Origin of the sequence: Corynebacterium sp. LK28 (genome assembly GCF_014335105.1) — a bacterium.
GTDB classification, from domain to species: domain Bacteria; phylum Actinomycetota; class Actinomycetes; order Mycobacteriales; family Mycobacteriaceae; genus Corynebacterium; species Corynebacterium macclintockiae.
The window spans coordinates 261508-275694 of the sequence record NZ_PDGZ01000008.1 but is presented as its reverse complement, the minus strand read 5'-3'; the positions used below and the strand labels follow the sequence as shown (position 1 = coordinate 275694).

The 14187-nt window shown below is 60.8% G+C and carries 15 protein-coding genes; 8 read left to right on the top strand and 7 right to left on the bottom strand.

Going from position 1 to position 14187, the window contains the following annotated elements; translation table 11 throughout:
* The first annotated feature begins 103 nt into the window (after positions 1-103).
* Positions 104-1615, top strand: a complete 1512-nt coding sequence (locus tag CRD15_RS03440; RefSeq protein ID WP_187401902.1) for an MFS transporter — start codon at positions 104-106, stop codon at positions 1613-1615.
* Positions 1616-1617: 2 nt separating this feature from the next.
* On the opposite strand, the gene CRD15_RS03435 is transcribed toward CRD15_RS03440, so the two are convergent.
* Positions 1618-2559 carry a pseudouridine synthase gene (locus CRD15_RS03435; RefSeq protein ID WP_043012787.1) on the bottom strand — a complete coding sequence of 314 codons (942 nt, stop codon included), beginning with the start codon at positions 2557-2559 and terminating at the stop codon, positions 1618-1620.
* Positions 2560-2655: 96 nt separating this feature from the next.
* On the opposite strand from CRD15_RS03435, the gene CRD15_RS03430 reads away from it, so the two are divergent.
* From CRD15_RS03430 to CRD15_RS03420, 3 genes are all read left to right on the top strand, one after another.
* Positions 2656-2814, top strand: a complete 159-nt coding sequence (locus CRD15_RS03430) for a hypothetical protein (RefSeq protein WP_168163070.1) — start codon at positions 2656-2658, stop codon at positions 2812-2814.
* A gap of 195 nt (positions 2815-3009) precedes the next feature.
* Entirely contained in the window at positions 3010-3921 is a 912-nt protein-coding gene (locus CRD15_RS03425) for a universal stress protein (RefSeq protein WP_034968360.1), read from the top strand.
* 107 nt (positions 3922-4028) lie between these two features.
* Entirely contained in the window at positions 4029-4799 is a 771-nt protein-coding gene (locus CRD15_RS03420) for a TetR/AcrR family transcriptional regulator (RefSeq protein WP_034968377.1), read from the top strand.
* Here CRD15_RS03420 and yidC read toward each other — a convergent pair.
* Complete coding sequence (gene yidC / locus CRD15_RS03415; RefSeq protein WP_051879653.1) at positions 4796-5755, bottom strand: membrane protein insertase YidC; 960 nt, start codon at positions 5753-5755, stop codon at positions 4796-4798. The genes CRD15_RS03420 and yidC overlap by 4 nt on opposite strands.
* 109 nt (positions 5756-5864) lie before the next feature.
* Between yidC and CRD15_RS03410 the strand changes: the two genes are divergently transcribed.
* Together CRD15_RS03410 and CRD15_RS03405 are read left to right on the top strand one after the other, a co-directional pair.
* Positions 5865-6668 (top strand): class E sortase, encoded by an 804-nt coding sequence (locus CRD15_RS03410; protein WP_187401901.1) that lies wholly within the window; start codon positions 5865-5867, stop codon positions 6666-6668.
* On the top strand, positions 6669-6869 hold the full coding sequence (locus tag CRD15_RS03405; protein ID WP_034981535.1) for a hypothetical protein: 201 nt from the start codon (positions 6669-6671) through the stop codon (positions 6867-6869).
* Between the two features lie 3 nt (positions 6870-6872).
* Here CRD15_RS03405 and CRD15_RS03400 read toward each other — a convergent pair whose 3' ends face one another.
* The 4 genes from CRD15_RS03400 to CRD15_RS03385 all read right to left on the bottom strand — a co-directional run bounded on the left by CRD15_RS03400 (position 6873) and on the right by CRD15_RS03385 (position 10586).
* Positions 6873-7409: a DUF2020 domain-containing protein gene (locus CRD15_RS03400; protein ID WP_051892181.1), complete on the bottom strand. Its 537-nt coding sequence runs from the start codon at positions 7407-7409 to the stop codon at positions 6873-6875.
* Between the two features lie 109 nt (positions 7410-7518).
* The gene (locus tag CRD15_RS03395; RefSeq protein WP_034968386.1) at positions 7519-7866 is read right to left on the bottom strand and encodes an Lsr2 family protein; all 348 of its coding nucleotides are present in this window, start codon (positions 7864-7866) and stop codon (positions 7519-7521) included.
* Between the two features lie 218 nt (positions 7867-8084).
* A complete protein-coding gene (locus CRD15_RS03390; RefSeq protein WP_187401900.1) occupies positions 8085-9857 on the bottom strand; it encodes an alkaline phosphatase in 1773 nt (590 codons plus the stop codon).
* 102 nt (positions 9858-9959) lie between these two features.
* Positions 9960-10586 carry a DUF6474 family protein gene (locus CRD15_RS03385; protein ID WP_034968392.1) on the bottom strand — a complete coding sequence of 209 codons (627 nt, stop codon included), beginning with the start codon at positions 10584-10586 and terminating at the stop codon, positions 9960-9962.
* A gap of 164 nt (positions 10587-10750) precedes the next feature.
* Between CRD15_RS03385 and CRD15_RS03380 the strand changes: the two genes are divergently transcribed.
* Together CRD15_RS03380 and msrA are read left to right on the top strand one after the other, a co-directional pair.
* Positions 10751-12448 carry a TM0106 family RecB-like putative nuclease gene (locus CRD15_RS03380; protein WP_370546769.1) on the top strand — a complete coding sequence of 566 codons (1698 nt, stop codon included), beginning with the start codon at positions 10751-10753 and terminating at the stop codon, positions 12446-12448.
* 41 nt (positions 12449-12489) lie between these two features.
* A complete protein-coding gene (msrA, locus tag CRD15_RS03375; RefSeq protein ID WP_034976300.1) occupies positions 12490-13212 on the top strand; it encodes a peptide-methionine (S)-S-oxide reductase MsrA in 723 nt (240 codons plus the stop codon).
* Between the two features lie 26 nt (positions 13213-13238).
* Here msrA and CRD15_RS03370 read toward each other — a convergent pair whose 3' ends face one another.
* Positions 13239-14033: an LppP/LprE family lipoprotein gene (locus tag CRD15_RS03370; RefSeq protein ID WP_034968397.1), complete on the bottom strand. Its 795-nt coding sequence runs from the start codon at positions 14031-14033 to the stop codon at positions 13239-13241.
* Positions 14034-14187: the final 154 nt, after the last annotated feature.

Below are 14187 nucleotides of genomic sequence, written 5' to 3'. Positions count from 1 at the left end.
AAAGATTAAGGGAGTGTGTACGCATTACGCGTAGACACTCCCTTTTTTTCATGCCCTATTTTCCCATTTTCCAGTCCTAATCGGCATTGGTAAAGTCACCCCTATGAACGCGCAGTCGGCTAATACGGGTCCCCTCCAACGCTGGCTGCTCTTAGCCACCGTCGGCGTAGGCATCACCATCATTACGCTCGACAACACCATTCTGTACACAGCACTCCCTAGTCTCGTCGAAGACCTTGGCGCCACCAGCACGCAACAGCTCTGGATCGTCAATATCTACGCGATCGTCATCGCCGGCCTACTTCTCGGGACCGGCACGCTCGGGGACAAGATCGGCCACCGGCGGATGTTCATTGCAGGCCTCATCATCTTCGGATGCGCCTCACTGCTGGCGGCCTTTGCGCCAAGCGCCGCGATGCTCATTCTGGGGCGAGCCTTGCTTGCCGTGGGAGGCGCTACGATGATGCCGTCCACGTTATCGCTGATCCGGCTTACCTTCACCAATCCCGCAGAGTTGAACCTGGCCATCGGCATATGGGGCAGCTTGTCCACTGTCTCTGCAACCCTCGGCCCCATCGTCGGCGGGCTATTGCTGGAAGCGTATTGGTGGGGCTCTTGTTTCCTCGTTAACGTCCCGCTGGTGATCGCAGCCCTTGTCGCGGTGCCTTTTGTGGCCCCGCCCGACCGTGCAAACCCGGACAAGCACTGGGATTTCAGTTCCTCCGTCTACGCGATGATCACCCTGGTCAGTGCGGTGATGCTCATCAAGGAAGGCACGCATGCTCCGCAGAATTGGCCAATCATCGGCGTGGCTGCCGTACTGCTCGTCCTAGCTGGCTGGGCCTTTACGCGGCGTCAAGAAGGGTTAGAACAACCCCTCATCACCCTCGACATTTTCCGCTACCCCGCGTTCCGCTCCGGCGCTTTGGGTGCCGCGCTGTCGATGTTCGCCCTCGCGGGGCTGCAGTACGTCATCACGCAGAAGCTGCAGCTCGCGGACGGTCTATCCCCCCTGCGTTCCGGTGTGTACGTGACTTTCGCGGCCATGGGTGCTCTGGCCACATCGATCTACGCCGGCGCGCGCCTGGCGCAGTTCGGCATTCGCCGCCTGATCGCCGGAGGGTTCGGCGTAGCCACGATCGGTGCGGCGATCGTATGCCTTTATGGTTTTTGGGGTTGGACGCCCATTCTTCTCAGCGGCCTATTTATCAAGGGCATGGGGCTGGGCGCGGTGATGGCCGTAGCTTCCATCGCAATGATCTCTGGCGTGCCCAGCCACCGGGCAGGCATGGCCTCCTCAGTGGAGGAAGTCAGCTACGAATTCGGATCTCTGACCTCGATTGCCGTTCTGGGCAGCTTGGTGACGGCACTGTATTCGGCACTGTTTGTTCTGCCGGCCGGCGCGCCCGAGTCGGCGGGGGAGAGCCTGCACTCTGCCGTGCACATCGCGCACTCCACCGAAGCTAGCTGGACTGAACCTTTGCTCGCCGCTGCGGGTACGGCCTACTCACATGCCTTCGCCCTGGTTTCCGGGTTGGTCGTGGTCGTGCTGGCGGCGGGTTCCCTCTACACGGCTCGGATCCTGCGGGGCGTTACCGTAAAGCTGGAAGATTAAAGCTAGAAGTTGCTGATGAACTTTCGCTGCTGGCCAGTCAACGGGTCGGGGAAGTGGAGCTCCTTGGCGATGAGCCCCATGGGAGCGCTAAAGTCCTCGTCCTCCGCGTAAACCGGCCGGGGCGTAGGGGCGTCCATGCTAAACAGCGCTGCGTCCGTGAGCTCGGTGTAGAGAGGATCGTTCAGAATCGGCAGACCAAGCGAGCGCAGGACGACACGCAGCTGGTGGGTCTTGCCGGTGCGGGGCTCCAGTCGCCAAACCAGGACCTCCCGGCCGTCGCGGCACTCCGTGCGCAGTCCAGAGACCACGGTGAGCGCATTGGGAGGGCCATCGGTGAGGATGGTGCTGAGATGCCCACGTGTTTTGGACATGCTGTGTTCCAGGCGCCAGGGGCGCTCCGGCGTGGGTGGATCCCACGAACGCCAATCGGCCAGAGGGGCGATCGGGGCGAAGGGAGCCTCGTTGGGCAGGGGAGTGAGCGCCTCGTAGACCTTGTGGGGGATACGGCGCTCGAACATCGTCTGGTAGGCGCCGCGGACCTCCGGGCGGGCGGTCATCAGCAGCACGCCACGGGTGTGGCGATCGAGGCGATGGGAAGGGGAGAGCTCTGGGATGCCGAGCTGAACGCGAGCCTTCACTAGCGCAGTTTCCGTGATGTGCTGGCCACGCGGGAGGGTCGCCAGGAAAGGGGGCTTATCAATGACGACAATGTCTCGGTCCTGGTGCAGCACCGTGATCTCGCCGGGGACGGGGCGCTCCGGGGCTGGGCGACGATAGAAGTTAATGAAGCTTCCCGGGCGTAGGACGTCGTCCGGGGCGATGGGGGTGCCGGAATCCAGGCAGACTTCCCCTGCAGCAAAGCGATCTAAAACAGCACTAAAATCATCATCTTTTGCGCGGTGACGCTGGGAAGAAATGAGGTGCCACAAAAAATCTTTTGCCACCCACGGCGTGTCGGTAGCTGGGGGAACAAGGATCCGCGTAGGATTTAAGCCCCTTTTTACTGGTAAAGGTCCCATCAATCCGTTATGCTACCCGGCATGGATATTGCTGCAATTACCGGTTCCCTGTCTAACCTGTTCAAGAGCGAGCTGGGCGGTGTTCTGCTGAACATCTTCCGCACGCTGCTGGAGTTCTTCTCCCCGTCCAACGCCCCTGCTGCTGATGACGTTCCGCTGCCGGACACCACTCGTCGCTAATCATCTGATCAACTACACCGACCACACTCACTGACCAACTACACCGACCATTCACGAATCACTCACAAGGTGCCTGATATGTCCCGAAAATAGGGGCGAATCAGGCACCTTCCTGCATTCATTACTGCTTTTCAGGATAATGGGAAGTGTTGAAGGACAAATCGAATAATGCCCTGCAAGGAAGGATCATTTCCCATGGCTACCACGAGCGATAAGGAAATCATCGTTGCGGTTGACGGTTCCGATGCCAGCAACGAAGCCGTTAGGTGGGCAGCGAACGCAGCCCTCAAGCGCAAGCAGCCGTTGAAGCTGGTCAGCGCCTACACCATGCCGCAATTCATGTACGCCGACGGGATGGTGCCCCCGCAGGAACTCTACGACGAGCTCGAAAGCGAGGCGGTTGACAAGATCGAAAACGCCCACAAGATCGTCAGCGATTTCAGTGAAGAGGTTGAGGTTAGCTACCTGGTGAAGGAAGGCGCCCCGATCGATACGCTGCTGGATCTATCCACCACCGCGGAGATGATCGTCATGGGTTCCCGTGGCCTCGGTGGCCTGTCCGGCCTGGTCATGGGCTCCGTTTCCAGCGCCGTGGTCTCCCACGCCGACTGCCCGGTCGTGGTGGTCCGCAAGGATAACGACGTGACCGCGGAAAACAAGTACGGTCCCGTCGTGGTGGGCGTGGACGGCTCCGAGGTATCGCGTCAGGCACTGCGTATCGCTTTCCGCGAGGCCGAGGCGCGTGGTGCCCTGCTGCGTGCAATCCACTCCTGGACCGATTCCCAGATCCACACCTCCTACGTCGGTCTGGTCGATGCCCAGAACCAGATGGATCGCATGATCGTCGAGCGTCAGGACATGATGGAGGACGAGCTGAAGGACCTCATCAAGGAGTTCCCCAGCGTGCAGGTTGAGGAGATCGTGGAGCGCGAGCGCCCAGTGCAGTCCCTCACCGAGGCCGCCAAGGACGCTCAGCTGCTGATCGTCGGCTCCCACGGCCGCGGCGGATTCAAGGGAATGCTGCTGGGATCTACCTCCCGCACCTTGCTGCAGTACTCCCCGTGCCCGCTGATGGTTGTACGCCCAAAGGACAGCAAGAAGCGCTAGGGAATAAACTACAAGTCCTGTAGGGTTCTGGTGGCCCTGCAGGATTTTGTAGACTAAAGCAAGTAAACAAACCTGAAAAGTAGCCATGCAGAGAAGGAGACAAGTGGATGGCAACGGCAGACGACAAATCCCGCGAGTCGGGATCCGCGGCCACCTCTGATTCTTCCGCCGGCGCACGCGACGGGGCGTCCATAAAAAAGACGAGCGCCAAAACCGCTACAAAAACTACCAAGAAGGCAGCGAAGAAAACGGCGAAGAAGGCAACCAAGCAGGCTGCTCGCTCCGGTCGCCGTAACCGCCCTGGCCCTCGGCAACGCCTGCTGGCCAGCGCCACGAACCTCTTTACCACCCAGGGAATCCGCGTAATCGGCATCGACCGCATTCTGCGCGACGCGGACGTGGCGAAAGCCAGCCTGTACTCGCTCTTCGGGTCGAAGGACAATCTGGTGGTTGCCTACCTGCGGGAGCTCGACCAGAAATGGCGCGACGACTGGCACGCGCTGGCTGACCCGCGCGAAAGCCCCGAGGATCGCATCATTGCCTTCTTTGACCTGTGCATTCAGCAGGAACCGGATAATAACTTCCGCGGCTCGCACTTCCAAAACGCGGCCAGCGAATACCCGCGCCCAGAGACGGACTCGGAACAGCGTATCCGCGACGCGGCGATGGACTACCGGCGCTGGTGCCGCGACACGATGGCCGAGCTGCTGACCGAGCGCTTCGGCTATGCGTCCCAGACGCTGGCCGACCAACTGATGGTGTTCATGGACGGCGGCCTTAGCGGTGCGAAAATGTCGCGCAACACTGTGCCACTAGAAACCGCACGCGGGTTGGCGAAGCAACTGCTGCTCACCGCGCCGATGAGCTACAACATTTAGCCCTCGGAAGGCTCCTCGGGGGAGTCCGCCGTAGCTCGCTTCTTCGCCTTGCGACCCGCCTTCTTATCCTTCTTCCGCTCGATAAGGTTGACCTTCATCTTCTGGTGGTGTTCCAGGAACTCCTCCGTGTAGGGGAGCTTGCGGTCCAGGTGGCGCTGCAGAGTGATTGTCTGCGTGGTGGTCCATAGGTTATTGCCCACCCAGTAGATCATCAGCGCGACCGGGCCCACCGCGCCCAGGGCGATAGTGAACGGCGCGATCAGCACAACCGGGCCGATCAGCCACATCAACTTCAGCAAGCCGCGGGCCAACACAGAGTTGTGGTCGACCGTGCGGTAATTGCGGTACATGGAATAAGCCCAGTTAGAGGTGGTGAAAATCGCGGCCAGAATGGCCATGGGGAACACTACCCAAAAGACCTGTTCCATCGTGGTGTGGATTTCTGCAAATTGCTCATCCGACATTTGCACATAGGCCGCCAGAGGAACCCCGAAGAGCTTTGCGGAAAGCAATGACTGTACTTCTTCGGCATTGAGTGGGCCGAAGCCATTGACCGCCGCCTTGACCTCCGGATCCGGACTGGTGACGTGGATCAGCATGCGGTACAGGCCCAGCAAAACAGGAAGCTGAACCAGCGCAGGAATGCAACCATCCGAAAATCGGTATTCGTGTTCCTTTTGTAGTTCGCGGCGCTTCCTAGCCAGCTCCTTACGGGTCTCGGGATCCTTCCCGCTGTATTCCTGCTCTAGTCGATAGACCTTCGGGCGGATATTCACCAGAATGCGGCTGGAATACGACTGCCGGTAGACGAAGGGCAAAAGCAAACCACGCACAGTGACAATAAGAAGAATTAGTGCCAACAGCCACGACTGCGCAGCATCCCAACCGAAGATATCAGCAAAAAGATAGTGCCAAGCCTTCAAGAAAAGCGCAACGGGATACTCGACGATCTTCATGCAGAGGAGCTTACCCGCCAACCAGGTACCTTGCGGGATATGGAGGGGGGCATTACTAATGCCAGATTGGGAAGCATAAGAAACGGGGAAACGTAGTACGATGTGTCGCATGGGACGACACCGGAAGGCAGCGAGAACGAGCAAGCGACTCGATCCAATTAGCGTAATCGGTGAACTCCTTATTACTTTCGGCGTGATTGCGCTGCTATTTGGATTCTGGGACGTCTTTTGGACCGATATCCAGTCCGGCCGCGAACAAGCCGCCGTTGCCCGGGAGCTAGACGACCAATGGGATGACAAGAATCCCCGCCCGCTGACTGAGCCGGCGGAGGGCGCGGCGTTTGCCCGGCTCTACATCCCCTCTTTCGGATCGGACTTCAACTTTTCCATCGTCAAGGGCGTGGCCGACGACGATCTGAACAAAGGGCCGGGCCACTACGAGGACAGCCAAGCCCCGGGAAAGCCGGGCAACTTCGCTATGGCGGGCCACCGCGTGGGGCGCGGTTCCCCCTTCAATGACCTTGGCCTTCTGAACACCTGCGATGCCGTGGTCGTGGAGACCGCAGGCACCTGGAACATCTACCGTGTGCTGCCGATCGACGCCGCCCCCGGAAACCGGAAGGCGGAGGCCGAAAAATGCATGCCCCCCGAGCTGGCGCAGAAGATCTCCAGCGGCGAATACGCGGGCGTCAATGGCCGATACATCACCACCCCCAGCGACATTAACGTGATCAACCCCGTCCCAGGACAACAGCGTATCGAGGTGCGCCCGGGGGATGCGGGGCTGCTGACAATGACGACGTGCCACCCGCAGTTCTCCAATAAGGAGCGCATGATCGTCCACGCGGCACTTGTCCGCTCCGAGCCGAAGAAGGCCGGTAGTACACCTAAAGAGCTGACGGAGGGAGCCTAAATGTACGCGATGCTGTGGCGCAACCTGCCAGGCCCGTGGTGGGTGAAGCTATTTATCGTCCTGGTTCTGCTGGTGGGCATCTTCTTCCTGCTGATGGAAGTCGTTTTCCCCTGGGTGGGGCCGATGATGCCGTGGACGGACGTGGGGGTCTCGGAGGGGGCGCTGCGCATCGCGGACGCGCAAAGGGCGCTGGGGCTTTAGCAGCTAGAGCTTCAGGTTCTTGATCGTCTCTTCGGCGATCTTCTGCGCCTTCACGGACTGTTCCTGGGCGGTAGTCACCACCACTGCCGTTTCGTCCTTCCACACGGCGTACACGGCACCAGTTTTACCGTCACCGCCACGGCGCCCGCCGCTCCATCCCTTTGGCTCTAGCGCCTTCAGGGTTGAATCGATTGGTGCGGCGTGGTCGACTACCGCAATTGCGTCGGAGTTCGTGCGCATGTGGCGCACCATCACCGTTGCCTGCGGGTAGTCCTCATAGGACCAGAACACGCAGGCCGGGGGGTCGAAGCGTTCATCCGTACCGGTGCCGGTGAGGCGCTGGCCGTTAGTATTCTGCAGCCAGTCGCCGTCCAGGTAGGGGCAGACCTCCTGGCCGCCCTGGCCTACCTTTTCCGGGGTTGCCTCAATCGGCAGTTCCGTCCCCTTGACGGGGTCGACGGTGCGCTCCGTAGAGGAGGTGGCGCTGTCTGCCGGACCGTTCCCCGAGTTATCCCCACAGGCGCTCAGGCTAAATGCCATTGCGGTCGCTGCTACCAGCGTAAGGGGTGCCCTTTTTGCTTTGTGACGCCCCAGTATCGGATTCCTCAGATCTCCCATAAAACCGAAAATACCCTAGACGGTGATTTCTTTACTGTCCCTGGGCCTTTTCAAACTTCTCGATAACATCGGCGGAAATGCGTCCGCGCTCGGAGACCTCGATGTTGTTTTCCCTAGCCCATTCGCGGATCATCCGGTTGCGCTCCGGATTAGCGCTGCGGGAAGCCACACGACGACCGGCTACACCGGCGCGGGTCTTGCGGCGGGCGACCTTGATGAAAGGCTCCAGAGCCTTATCAAATGCCTCGCGGTTCTTTGCGGACAGATCCAGCGTGTAATCAACGCCATTCAGGCTGAAATCGACGACGTTGACCTGATCCTCAGCCAATGGAGTATCGTCCAGGTCGTCAAAGAATTGGGTAATTTCGCGGCGTGCCATCAGTGCATTCCCTTCTTTTAAGGATTGTTAATGTTCTGATACTTAGTGTAGTAACTGAGCGACAGATTGCAATGCAATGTATTGCATAATCTTTATTGAATATGAAAAGTGCTGGAAACGGGGCGTCGATAAAAGATATATCGACATAAAAAATACCCCCAGGGGGTGACCTGGAGGCATTTGCTTAAAGCGCTTAAAAGGCTTTAAGTGGGCAGCTTTTAGCGAGCAGAGTGATCAGCCGGGTTGATTCGCACGTTGGAGGTGTGGATTCCCTCGCCCCACTTCGCGCTGGCTGCCTTGGCAAAGTGCAGCGGCTGGTTCGGCTTCAGCTTGCCGTCCGGGCCCAGCGCCATCCAGTTTGCGTCCACCGCATCCTTCGTCACGCGCACAACGGTGTAACCGTGGGAATCGAAGTCCAGGTACTTCACGTGGCGGTTCAGGTTGGTAAAGGCGTACTCCACGGTGTGGGACAGCGCGTTATCCTCCGGCAGCTTGAGGATGTCGTCGATGTTGGAGGAGGTCACGGAGGTGCAGACGATCTCCACACCTGCAACACCACCGCGCGGGTAGGTTCCCGGGGCAGCGGGAATGTCGCAGGCCCAGGAAGAGTGAATGTCGCCGGTCAGCCACACGGTGTTGCGGATGTTGTTATCCAGCAGGTACTTGGTCACGCGACGGCGCTCGGCGGCATAGCCATCCCACTGATCCAGGTTGTACGGCATGCCTTCCTCCGGCAGACCCAGCAGCTGGGTGACGGCCTTGGTGGCCTCCGGATCCAGCGGCGGGATCAGAACCGGGCTGATCATGACGGAGTTGCCGATGAAGTTCCAACGGGCGGAAGAGGTAGACAGCTTCTTGGTCAGCCAACCGAACTGCTCCGAACCCAGCATGGTGCGGGACTTGTCGTCGGTCTTACGTGCAGAGGTAAAGCCGGGCTTTTCGTTGCGGTAGGTGCGCAGATCCAGCATGTTCAGCTCGACCAGGTTGCCGAAGGACAGGTTGCGGTAAATGTGGCCCTTCTCGGACAGCGGGGTAGCGCGGATCGGCAGCCACTCCAGGTAGGCCTGCATCGCGTTGTTGCGGCGGGCGATGAAGTCGCCCTCCTTGTCCGGCTGGTGGTTCTCCGCACCGTTGGACCAGGTGTCGTTGGCGACCTCGTGGTCATCCCAGGTGACGATCCACGGGCAGGAAGCGTGTGCGGCCTGCAGATCCTTGTCGGTGTGGTGCAGGGCGTAGCGCTGGCGGTAGTCGGCCAGGGACTTGATCTCGTTAGCCGGTTCGTGCAGGCGAACCGAACCGGTCTTACCGGTGTACTCGCCGCGCGGGTACTCGTAGATGTAATCGCCGACGTGCAGGGCGTAGTCGATATCGCCGCGCTTGGCCATGTCACGGTAGGCGCTGAAGTATCCAGCCTCCCAGTTAGAGCAGCTAAACAGGGCGAAGCGGAGCTCGGAAACGTCCGCGCCCTTGGCCGGTGCGGTGCGGGTCTTGCCCACGGGGGAAGTCTGGCCCTTGCGTGGGCCGTCGATGGTGATGAAGCGGTAGAAGTAGCCGGTGAAAGGCTTCAAGCCGCGGGCTTCGACCTTCACGGTCATATCGCGGGAAGGTTCTGCCTTCGCGGTGCCGGAGGTGACGACTGTGGTGAACTTGCTATCGGTGGCGACCTCCCACTTCACGGTGGTGGTCTGCCCCTTTTCCAGGCCGGGGTAGTCGTTCTCGTTGGAGGTAACGCGGGTCCACAGCAGCACGCTATCCGGGTACGGGTCGCCGGAGGCCACGCCGTGCTGGAATGCTTCCTTGCCCATCTTCATATTGATCGGCGGGTTGGCCGGCTTGGAGGAGCCCAATGGGCTGGCCGAAGCGGCGGAGTTAGCTGCGATAGAGCCGATTCCGACTGCGGCGGCACCGGCGGCGCCAGTCTGCAGAACCTGGCGGCGGGTAAACTGCCCGGACTGAGCCGGGGTGGAATTTTCCGTGGGGTTGTTCGTCATGGATTTATAAAACCATGTTCACTCAGGTTTTGCTTGGCGAACGCCCCCCGTCTTCTGGGGTCTGGCTCAGCTTAAGCTGCGCAAGATTTAGTTGCGCCCTATTTAGTCGCGCTTAGCCTTAATCTGCGCTTCGACCAGATCCAGCTCGTTGGACACAGAGCGCAGCACGCGCTTGCCCTGGTCCTCGTTCATCGAGCGGGAATTCTCGACCGCATTATCCAGATCATCCATGCGCTCGGAAATATCCTTGGCAAATCCCGAGGGCAGCCCCTTATCCAGAGACTTGCGGATGCGGTTGATGCGAGCCTGCTGCAGGCCGCCGTCGCCAGGGAACTGGGCAGTGGCCTTGGTGGCCAGGCCGCTGCGGCGGGCAGTAGCGCCGTTCGTGGCCTCCTGCAGCGCGGTCACCCCGCGGTAGAACAGCGGTATGGCAAAAGGAGCGGCAACGCGGGCAGCCCCCGCAATACGCAGCACGTTCTTGGAGTTGAAGCGCCCGGCCTTGATTTGCTCCAGCGAGGCCTTCGCCATCTTCTCGTTGTGCTTGCGCTGTGCCTTGATCTCCTTGGCATCCATCTTGCGCACCTGCTTAGCAGTCTTTCGCAGGTAGGCCTCCTTGCGCTTCTCCAGCTTCGAGTCGGCCTTCACCTGAGCCTTGGCCCGAACCTTCGCGGCCTTTTCGACGGCTTTCTTTTCCTGACGGCGCTTGCGCATACCGCTGAGCAGTCCCATGTCACTCCGATGCGTATTGATCTGTCTTACTGTTCAACCAGATTACTTAAGAAACATCTTTACTGTACGCGCTTCACCTTACTTCGACACCCGGGCAGGCCGCTATGGAGGTGCCAGCCACGGTGCGTTCACGTCCGGCCGACGCGCTAGGCTTAGAAACTATTGTGAGCTTGCCTGAAGATCTTCCGCCTCTCAGCCCCAGCGATTGCGTGGGCTGCCGCCACCGGGCGGTACTTCGGCGCGGGGCAAAGGCGCAGCGGCTGGAGGTACAGCGGCCAGAGTCACAGCGGCCGCGGCTACACATTCCGCAGGATCTAGAGGCCTATGTGGAGGCCGTACAGCACCGGGCGAACGCCGAGATCCGCCGCAATCTGGTTTTCCAACTCCTCCCGGCCAAGCCGCGGATCGGGGACAAGTTGTTCCCCAGCCGCGTGGACATCGACCCGACCGATCGGGATATTGCCGTGGAGCAGACCCTAGAGGCTTTGGCTTCGGGCGCGCGACTGATCACCCGCCCCGTCCTAGCGGAGGGGCCCTTCCGTGTGGAGTTGGATCTTCTGGTGCGCGCGGATCAGGGCAAAGGCGTGGACGAGTTCATGCAGTACATCCCGGTCGCCATTTCCTCTCATTCCGTGGCGCGCCGGGCGAAGGCAACGCAGCTCGCGGATTGCCGAGTGGCGGACATCAACGCGTTGGGTTTGGCCGTGCCGGCGCCGACTGATTATCGCCATCGCGCGGTGGCTGGGGATGCGCAGAAGATCGCTATGGCCCACGTTGTACTGCAGCAATGGGGTTTTGCCGCCAACACCGTGGCGCTGATTGGTCGCGCTGGGCCGGGGAAGCCACGCTGTTTCTTTTTTGACGCCCCCTCCGTGCTCCCTGGCCTTTACGCTGCGTTGGAGGAGCCGATTCCCTCCACCCCGCGGCGGATTAAAGAGTGCCGGACCTGCGAATTCCATAATCACTGCCGTGCCCAGTTGCTTCAGGCGCAAGAAATCAGTCTGCTGCTGCCAGGTGATAAGGCTCGCACGTGGCGGGAAAAGGGTATCGAGACCCTGCCGCAATTGGCTGCACAGAGCAGCGGGGAACAGCCCCAGTTGGCGCAGGCATGGATGGACGGGCAGGTCGCTTTACGCAGGCCGAAGAACCGCTGGTTCGAGGCGCCGGAGTTGTGGGGTGGAGCGCCCCGGAGGGTAGGCGAGACCGCAGGGGCGGCCACTGACCAGCGGGATTGGGTGGAAATCGACGTGGACATGGAGGCTCACCCGAACCGCGGCACGTTCCTCTGGGGCACTTTCGACGGCTCCCGGTACATAGGATTCGGGGATTTCAGTCGGGACGGCGATGAAGGGCTGCACGTTGCCGAGTTCTGGCAATGGCTGCAAGCACAGAAGGATCAGGCACTGGCGGAGGAAAAGAGCTTCCAGGTCTGGGTGTATGCCGCGCAGGGGGAGAACTATTGGTTGCGCCACGCCGCCGAGCGCTACGGCGGGCGCAGCTACGAGGTTCCGGGCACGAGTGCGCGCGTCACGATGCCCACGCTGGCGGAGGTCAATGCCTTTATCACCTCCGAACACTGGTGCGACTGCTTTAGCCTGGTGAAAAAGGCTCTGGCGGCCACGGATTCTCTAGGGCTGAAGACAGTCGCCCCGCTGGCTGGCTTCGAGTTCAGCCAGGCGGGCATCAACGGCAAAGCGGCAGTGGAACTGTTCGAGCAGGCCATCGGCGGATCCCGCACCACCGCCCAAGCTGCCCGGCGTAAGCTGGAGCGCTACAACGCCGACGATTGTGTGGCAACGTCAGCGGTTCGCGCGTGGCTGCGCAGAGGCGCGCCGGGCCTGCGGGAACTGCGGCGTCAATAAAAACAGCGGCGACAACAAACAGCAGAGAGGGCACAAAGGACATGACGAACTTCTTCGATCGCATCCTGGCGCTCAACAGCCAGGGGCCTTTCCGAGCCGAAAGAGTAGGGCCGGATGACGCGCTGAAGGGCGGCCGCACGCCCGTGCTGGTGGACCCGCAGCCCAATGCGGTGCTGGGCACGGCACTGACCGGGCTGGAAGACAAATACTGGGAAGGGAAGCTGGAACGACCTGCGCAGATAGTGCTGGGGCTGGGGTGCTTCTGGGGTGTGGAGCGCATGTTTTGGGGAGTGGATGGGGTGTGGGGAACCTCCGTGGGCTACGCCGGCGGATATACCCCGAACCCCACCTACCGCGAGGTCTGCACCGGGCGCACCGGGCACGCCGAAGTTGTGCGGATCGTTTTCGACGAAGCAGCCGTGAGCCTGGAGCAGCTGCTGCAGATCGCGTTTGAAAACCACGACCCGACACAGGGCGACAGGCAGGGCAACGACGTGGGAACCCAGTACCGTTCCTGCGTCTACACACAAGATGCTGAGCAGCTCGGGCGCGTGCAGCGAGCTATCGAGGGCTGGCAGCAGCGCTTCACCGACGCGGGCTTTGGGGCCATCACCACCGAGGTTGCCGAGCTGGCGAACATCGGCGATGGGCATTACTACTTGGCCGAGGATGAGCACCAGCAGTACCTACACAAGCACCCCGACGGGTATTGCAACCACGGTTCCAATGGCGTGAGTTGCCCCGTCGGGGTGCTGGGGGACTAGCTGCCGAAGCTAGCTAGGGCGGCGAACTAGACGCCTATCTTCTTCGGCAGGTTTTGGTTCGGAATGCGGCCGTCGGGCACGACCTTGCCGCCGTCCCAGCGGAAGGTTACGTCCGAGAAGTACTTGCTGGCGGCCACGTTGGCTTCACCCGACTCGTGCAGAGCTTCCCAGTCCCGCATGCGGACGGTAACCGAGGACGGAGTGGTCTTGAGGATTTCTGTCTGCTGAACCGTGTCGGAGGCGATGCCGATGTACTTGCCCTTGTGGAACAGCATCAGCTGGGTGGCGAATTGGGCGTTGCCCTGCCTGGCCTGAGTGATCAGCGCGTAGCTGAGGTCAGAGCACGCGTTGTAGTTCGTCTGATTAGTCAGCTTCCAGCCGTGTGGGTTCGGCGGCAGCTTGCTGATGTTGTTGGTGATCTCCGGCGCCGTCGAATTCACGCGGCACTCCTTGCCGCCACCTTCTGTGCCACCGGTTTCTGCGCCACCGCTTTCTTCACCATTGTTCTGGTCGCCCTTGGGTGCTTCGGCGGTGGAGGCTGCGACGTTTTGAGTGTCCGGCTGCTCGCCATTGGCGCCATTGGCGCCTTCGGGTGCGTCGGCCGCGCCAGCTGCACCGGACTCTGCCTCGGCGGCAGTGGCTGCTGGAGTGTTGGCATTGCCGGAAGCCTGGGATTCATCGTCATCGCCGCAGGCGGCGGTGCCGAGCAGCAGGCCGGTCAGCGCGATCGCTGCACCGAACTGGCGGGTGCGACGGCCGCGGCGCGGGCGATGAGTGCGTTCAGTGTGGGGAATGTTGAAATTTCGAGAGTGAGCCTTCATGGTTCTTCTCCAATCTCAGATCGTGTGTGAGTGTGTGACTGTGCGCAATGTGTGCGCAGTTTCTGCACATTGCGGAACACGCTGCGCACGCTTTGTACCTCGGCGAATAAGCGAATAAGAGTGGGTGAAAGCTTCTTCGCTAGGGTACGCAAAA

What these genes read in the sequence shown, in the direction of transcription:
- CRD15_RS03440 (WP_187401902.1), top strand. Translation starts at nt 104, where the DNA reads ATGAACGCGCAGTCGGCTAATACGGGTCCCCTCCAACGCTGGCTGCTC.
- CRD15_RS03430 (WP_168163070.1), top strand. Translation starts at nt 2,656, where the DNA reads ATGGATATTGCTGCAATTACCGGTTCCCTGTCTAACCTGTTCAAGAGC.
- CRD15_RS03425 (WP_034968360.1), top strand. Translation starts at nt 3,010, where the DNA reads ATGGCTACCACGAGCGATAAGGAAATCATCGTTGCGGTTGACGGTTCC.
- CRD15_RS03420 (WP_034968377.1), top strand. Translation starts at nt 4,029, where the DNA reads ATGGCAACGGCAGACGACAAATCCCGCGAGTCGGGATCCGCGGCCACC.
- yidC (WP_051879653.1), bottom strand. Translation starts at nt 5,755, where the DNA reads ATGAAGATCGTCGAGTATCCCGTTGCGCTTTTCTTGAAGGCTTGGCAC.
- CRD15_RS03410 (WP_187401901.1), top strand. Translation starts at nt 5,865, where the DNA reads ATGGGACGACACCGGAAGGCAGCGAGAACGAGCAAGCGACTCGATCCA.
- CRD15_RS03405 (WP_034981535.1), top strand. Translation starts at nt 6,669, where the DNA reads ATGTACGCGATGCTGTGGCGCAACCTGCCAGGCCCGTGGTGGGTGAAG.
- CRD15_RS03400 (WP_051892181.1), bottom strand. Translation starts at nt 7,409, where the DNA reads ATGGCATTTAGCCTGAGCGCCTGTGGGGATAACTCGGGGAACGGTCCG.
- CRD15_RS03395 (WP_034968386.1), bottom strand. Translation starts at nt 7,866, where the DNA reads ATGGCACGCCGCGAAATTACCCAATTCTTTGACGACCTGGACGATACT.
- CRD15_RS03390 (WP_187401900.1), bottom strand. Translation starts at nt 9,857, where the DNA reads ATGACGAACAACCCCACGGAAAATTCCACCCCGGCTCAGTCCGGGCAG.
- CRD15_RS03385 (WP_034968392.1), bottom strand. Translation starts at nt 10,586, where the DNA reads ATGGGACTGCTCAGCGGTATGCGCAAGCGCCGTCAGGAAAAGAAAGCC.
- msrA (WP_034976300.1), top strand. Translation starts at nt 12,490, where the DNA reads ATGACGAACTTCTTCGATCGCATCCTGGCGCTCAACAGCCAGGGGCCT.
- CRD15_RS03370 (WP_034968397.1), bottom strand. Translation starts at nt 14,033, where the DNA reads ATGAAGGCTCACTCTCGAAATTTCAACATTCCCCACACTGAACGCACT.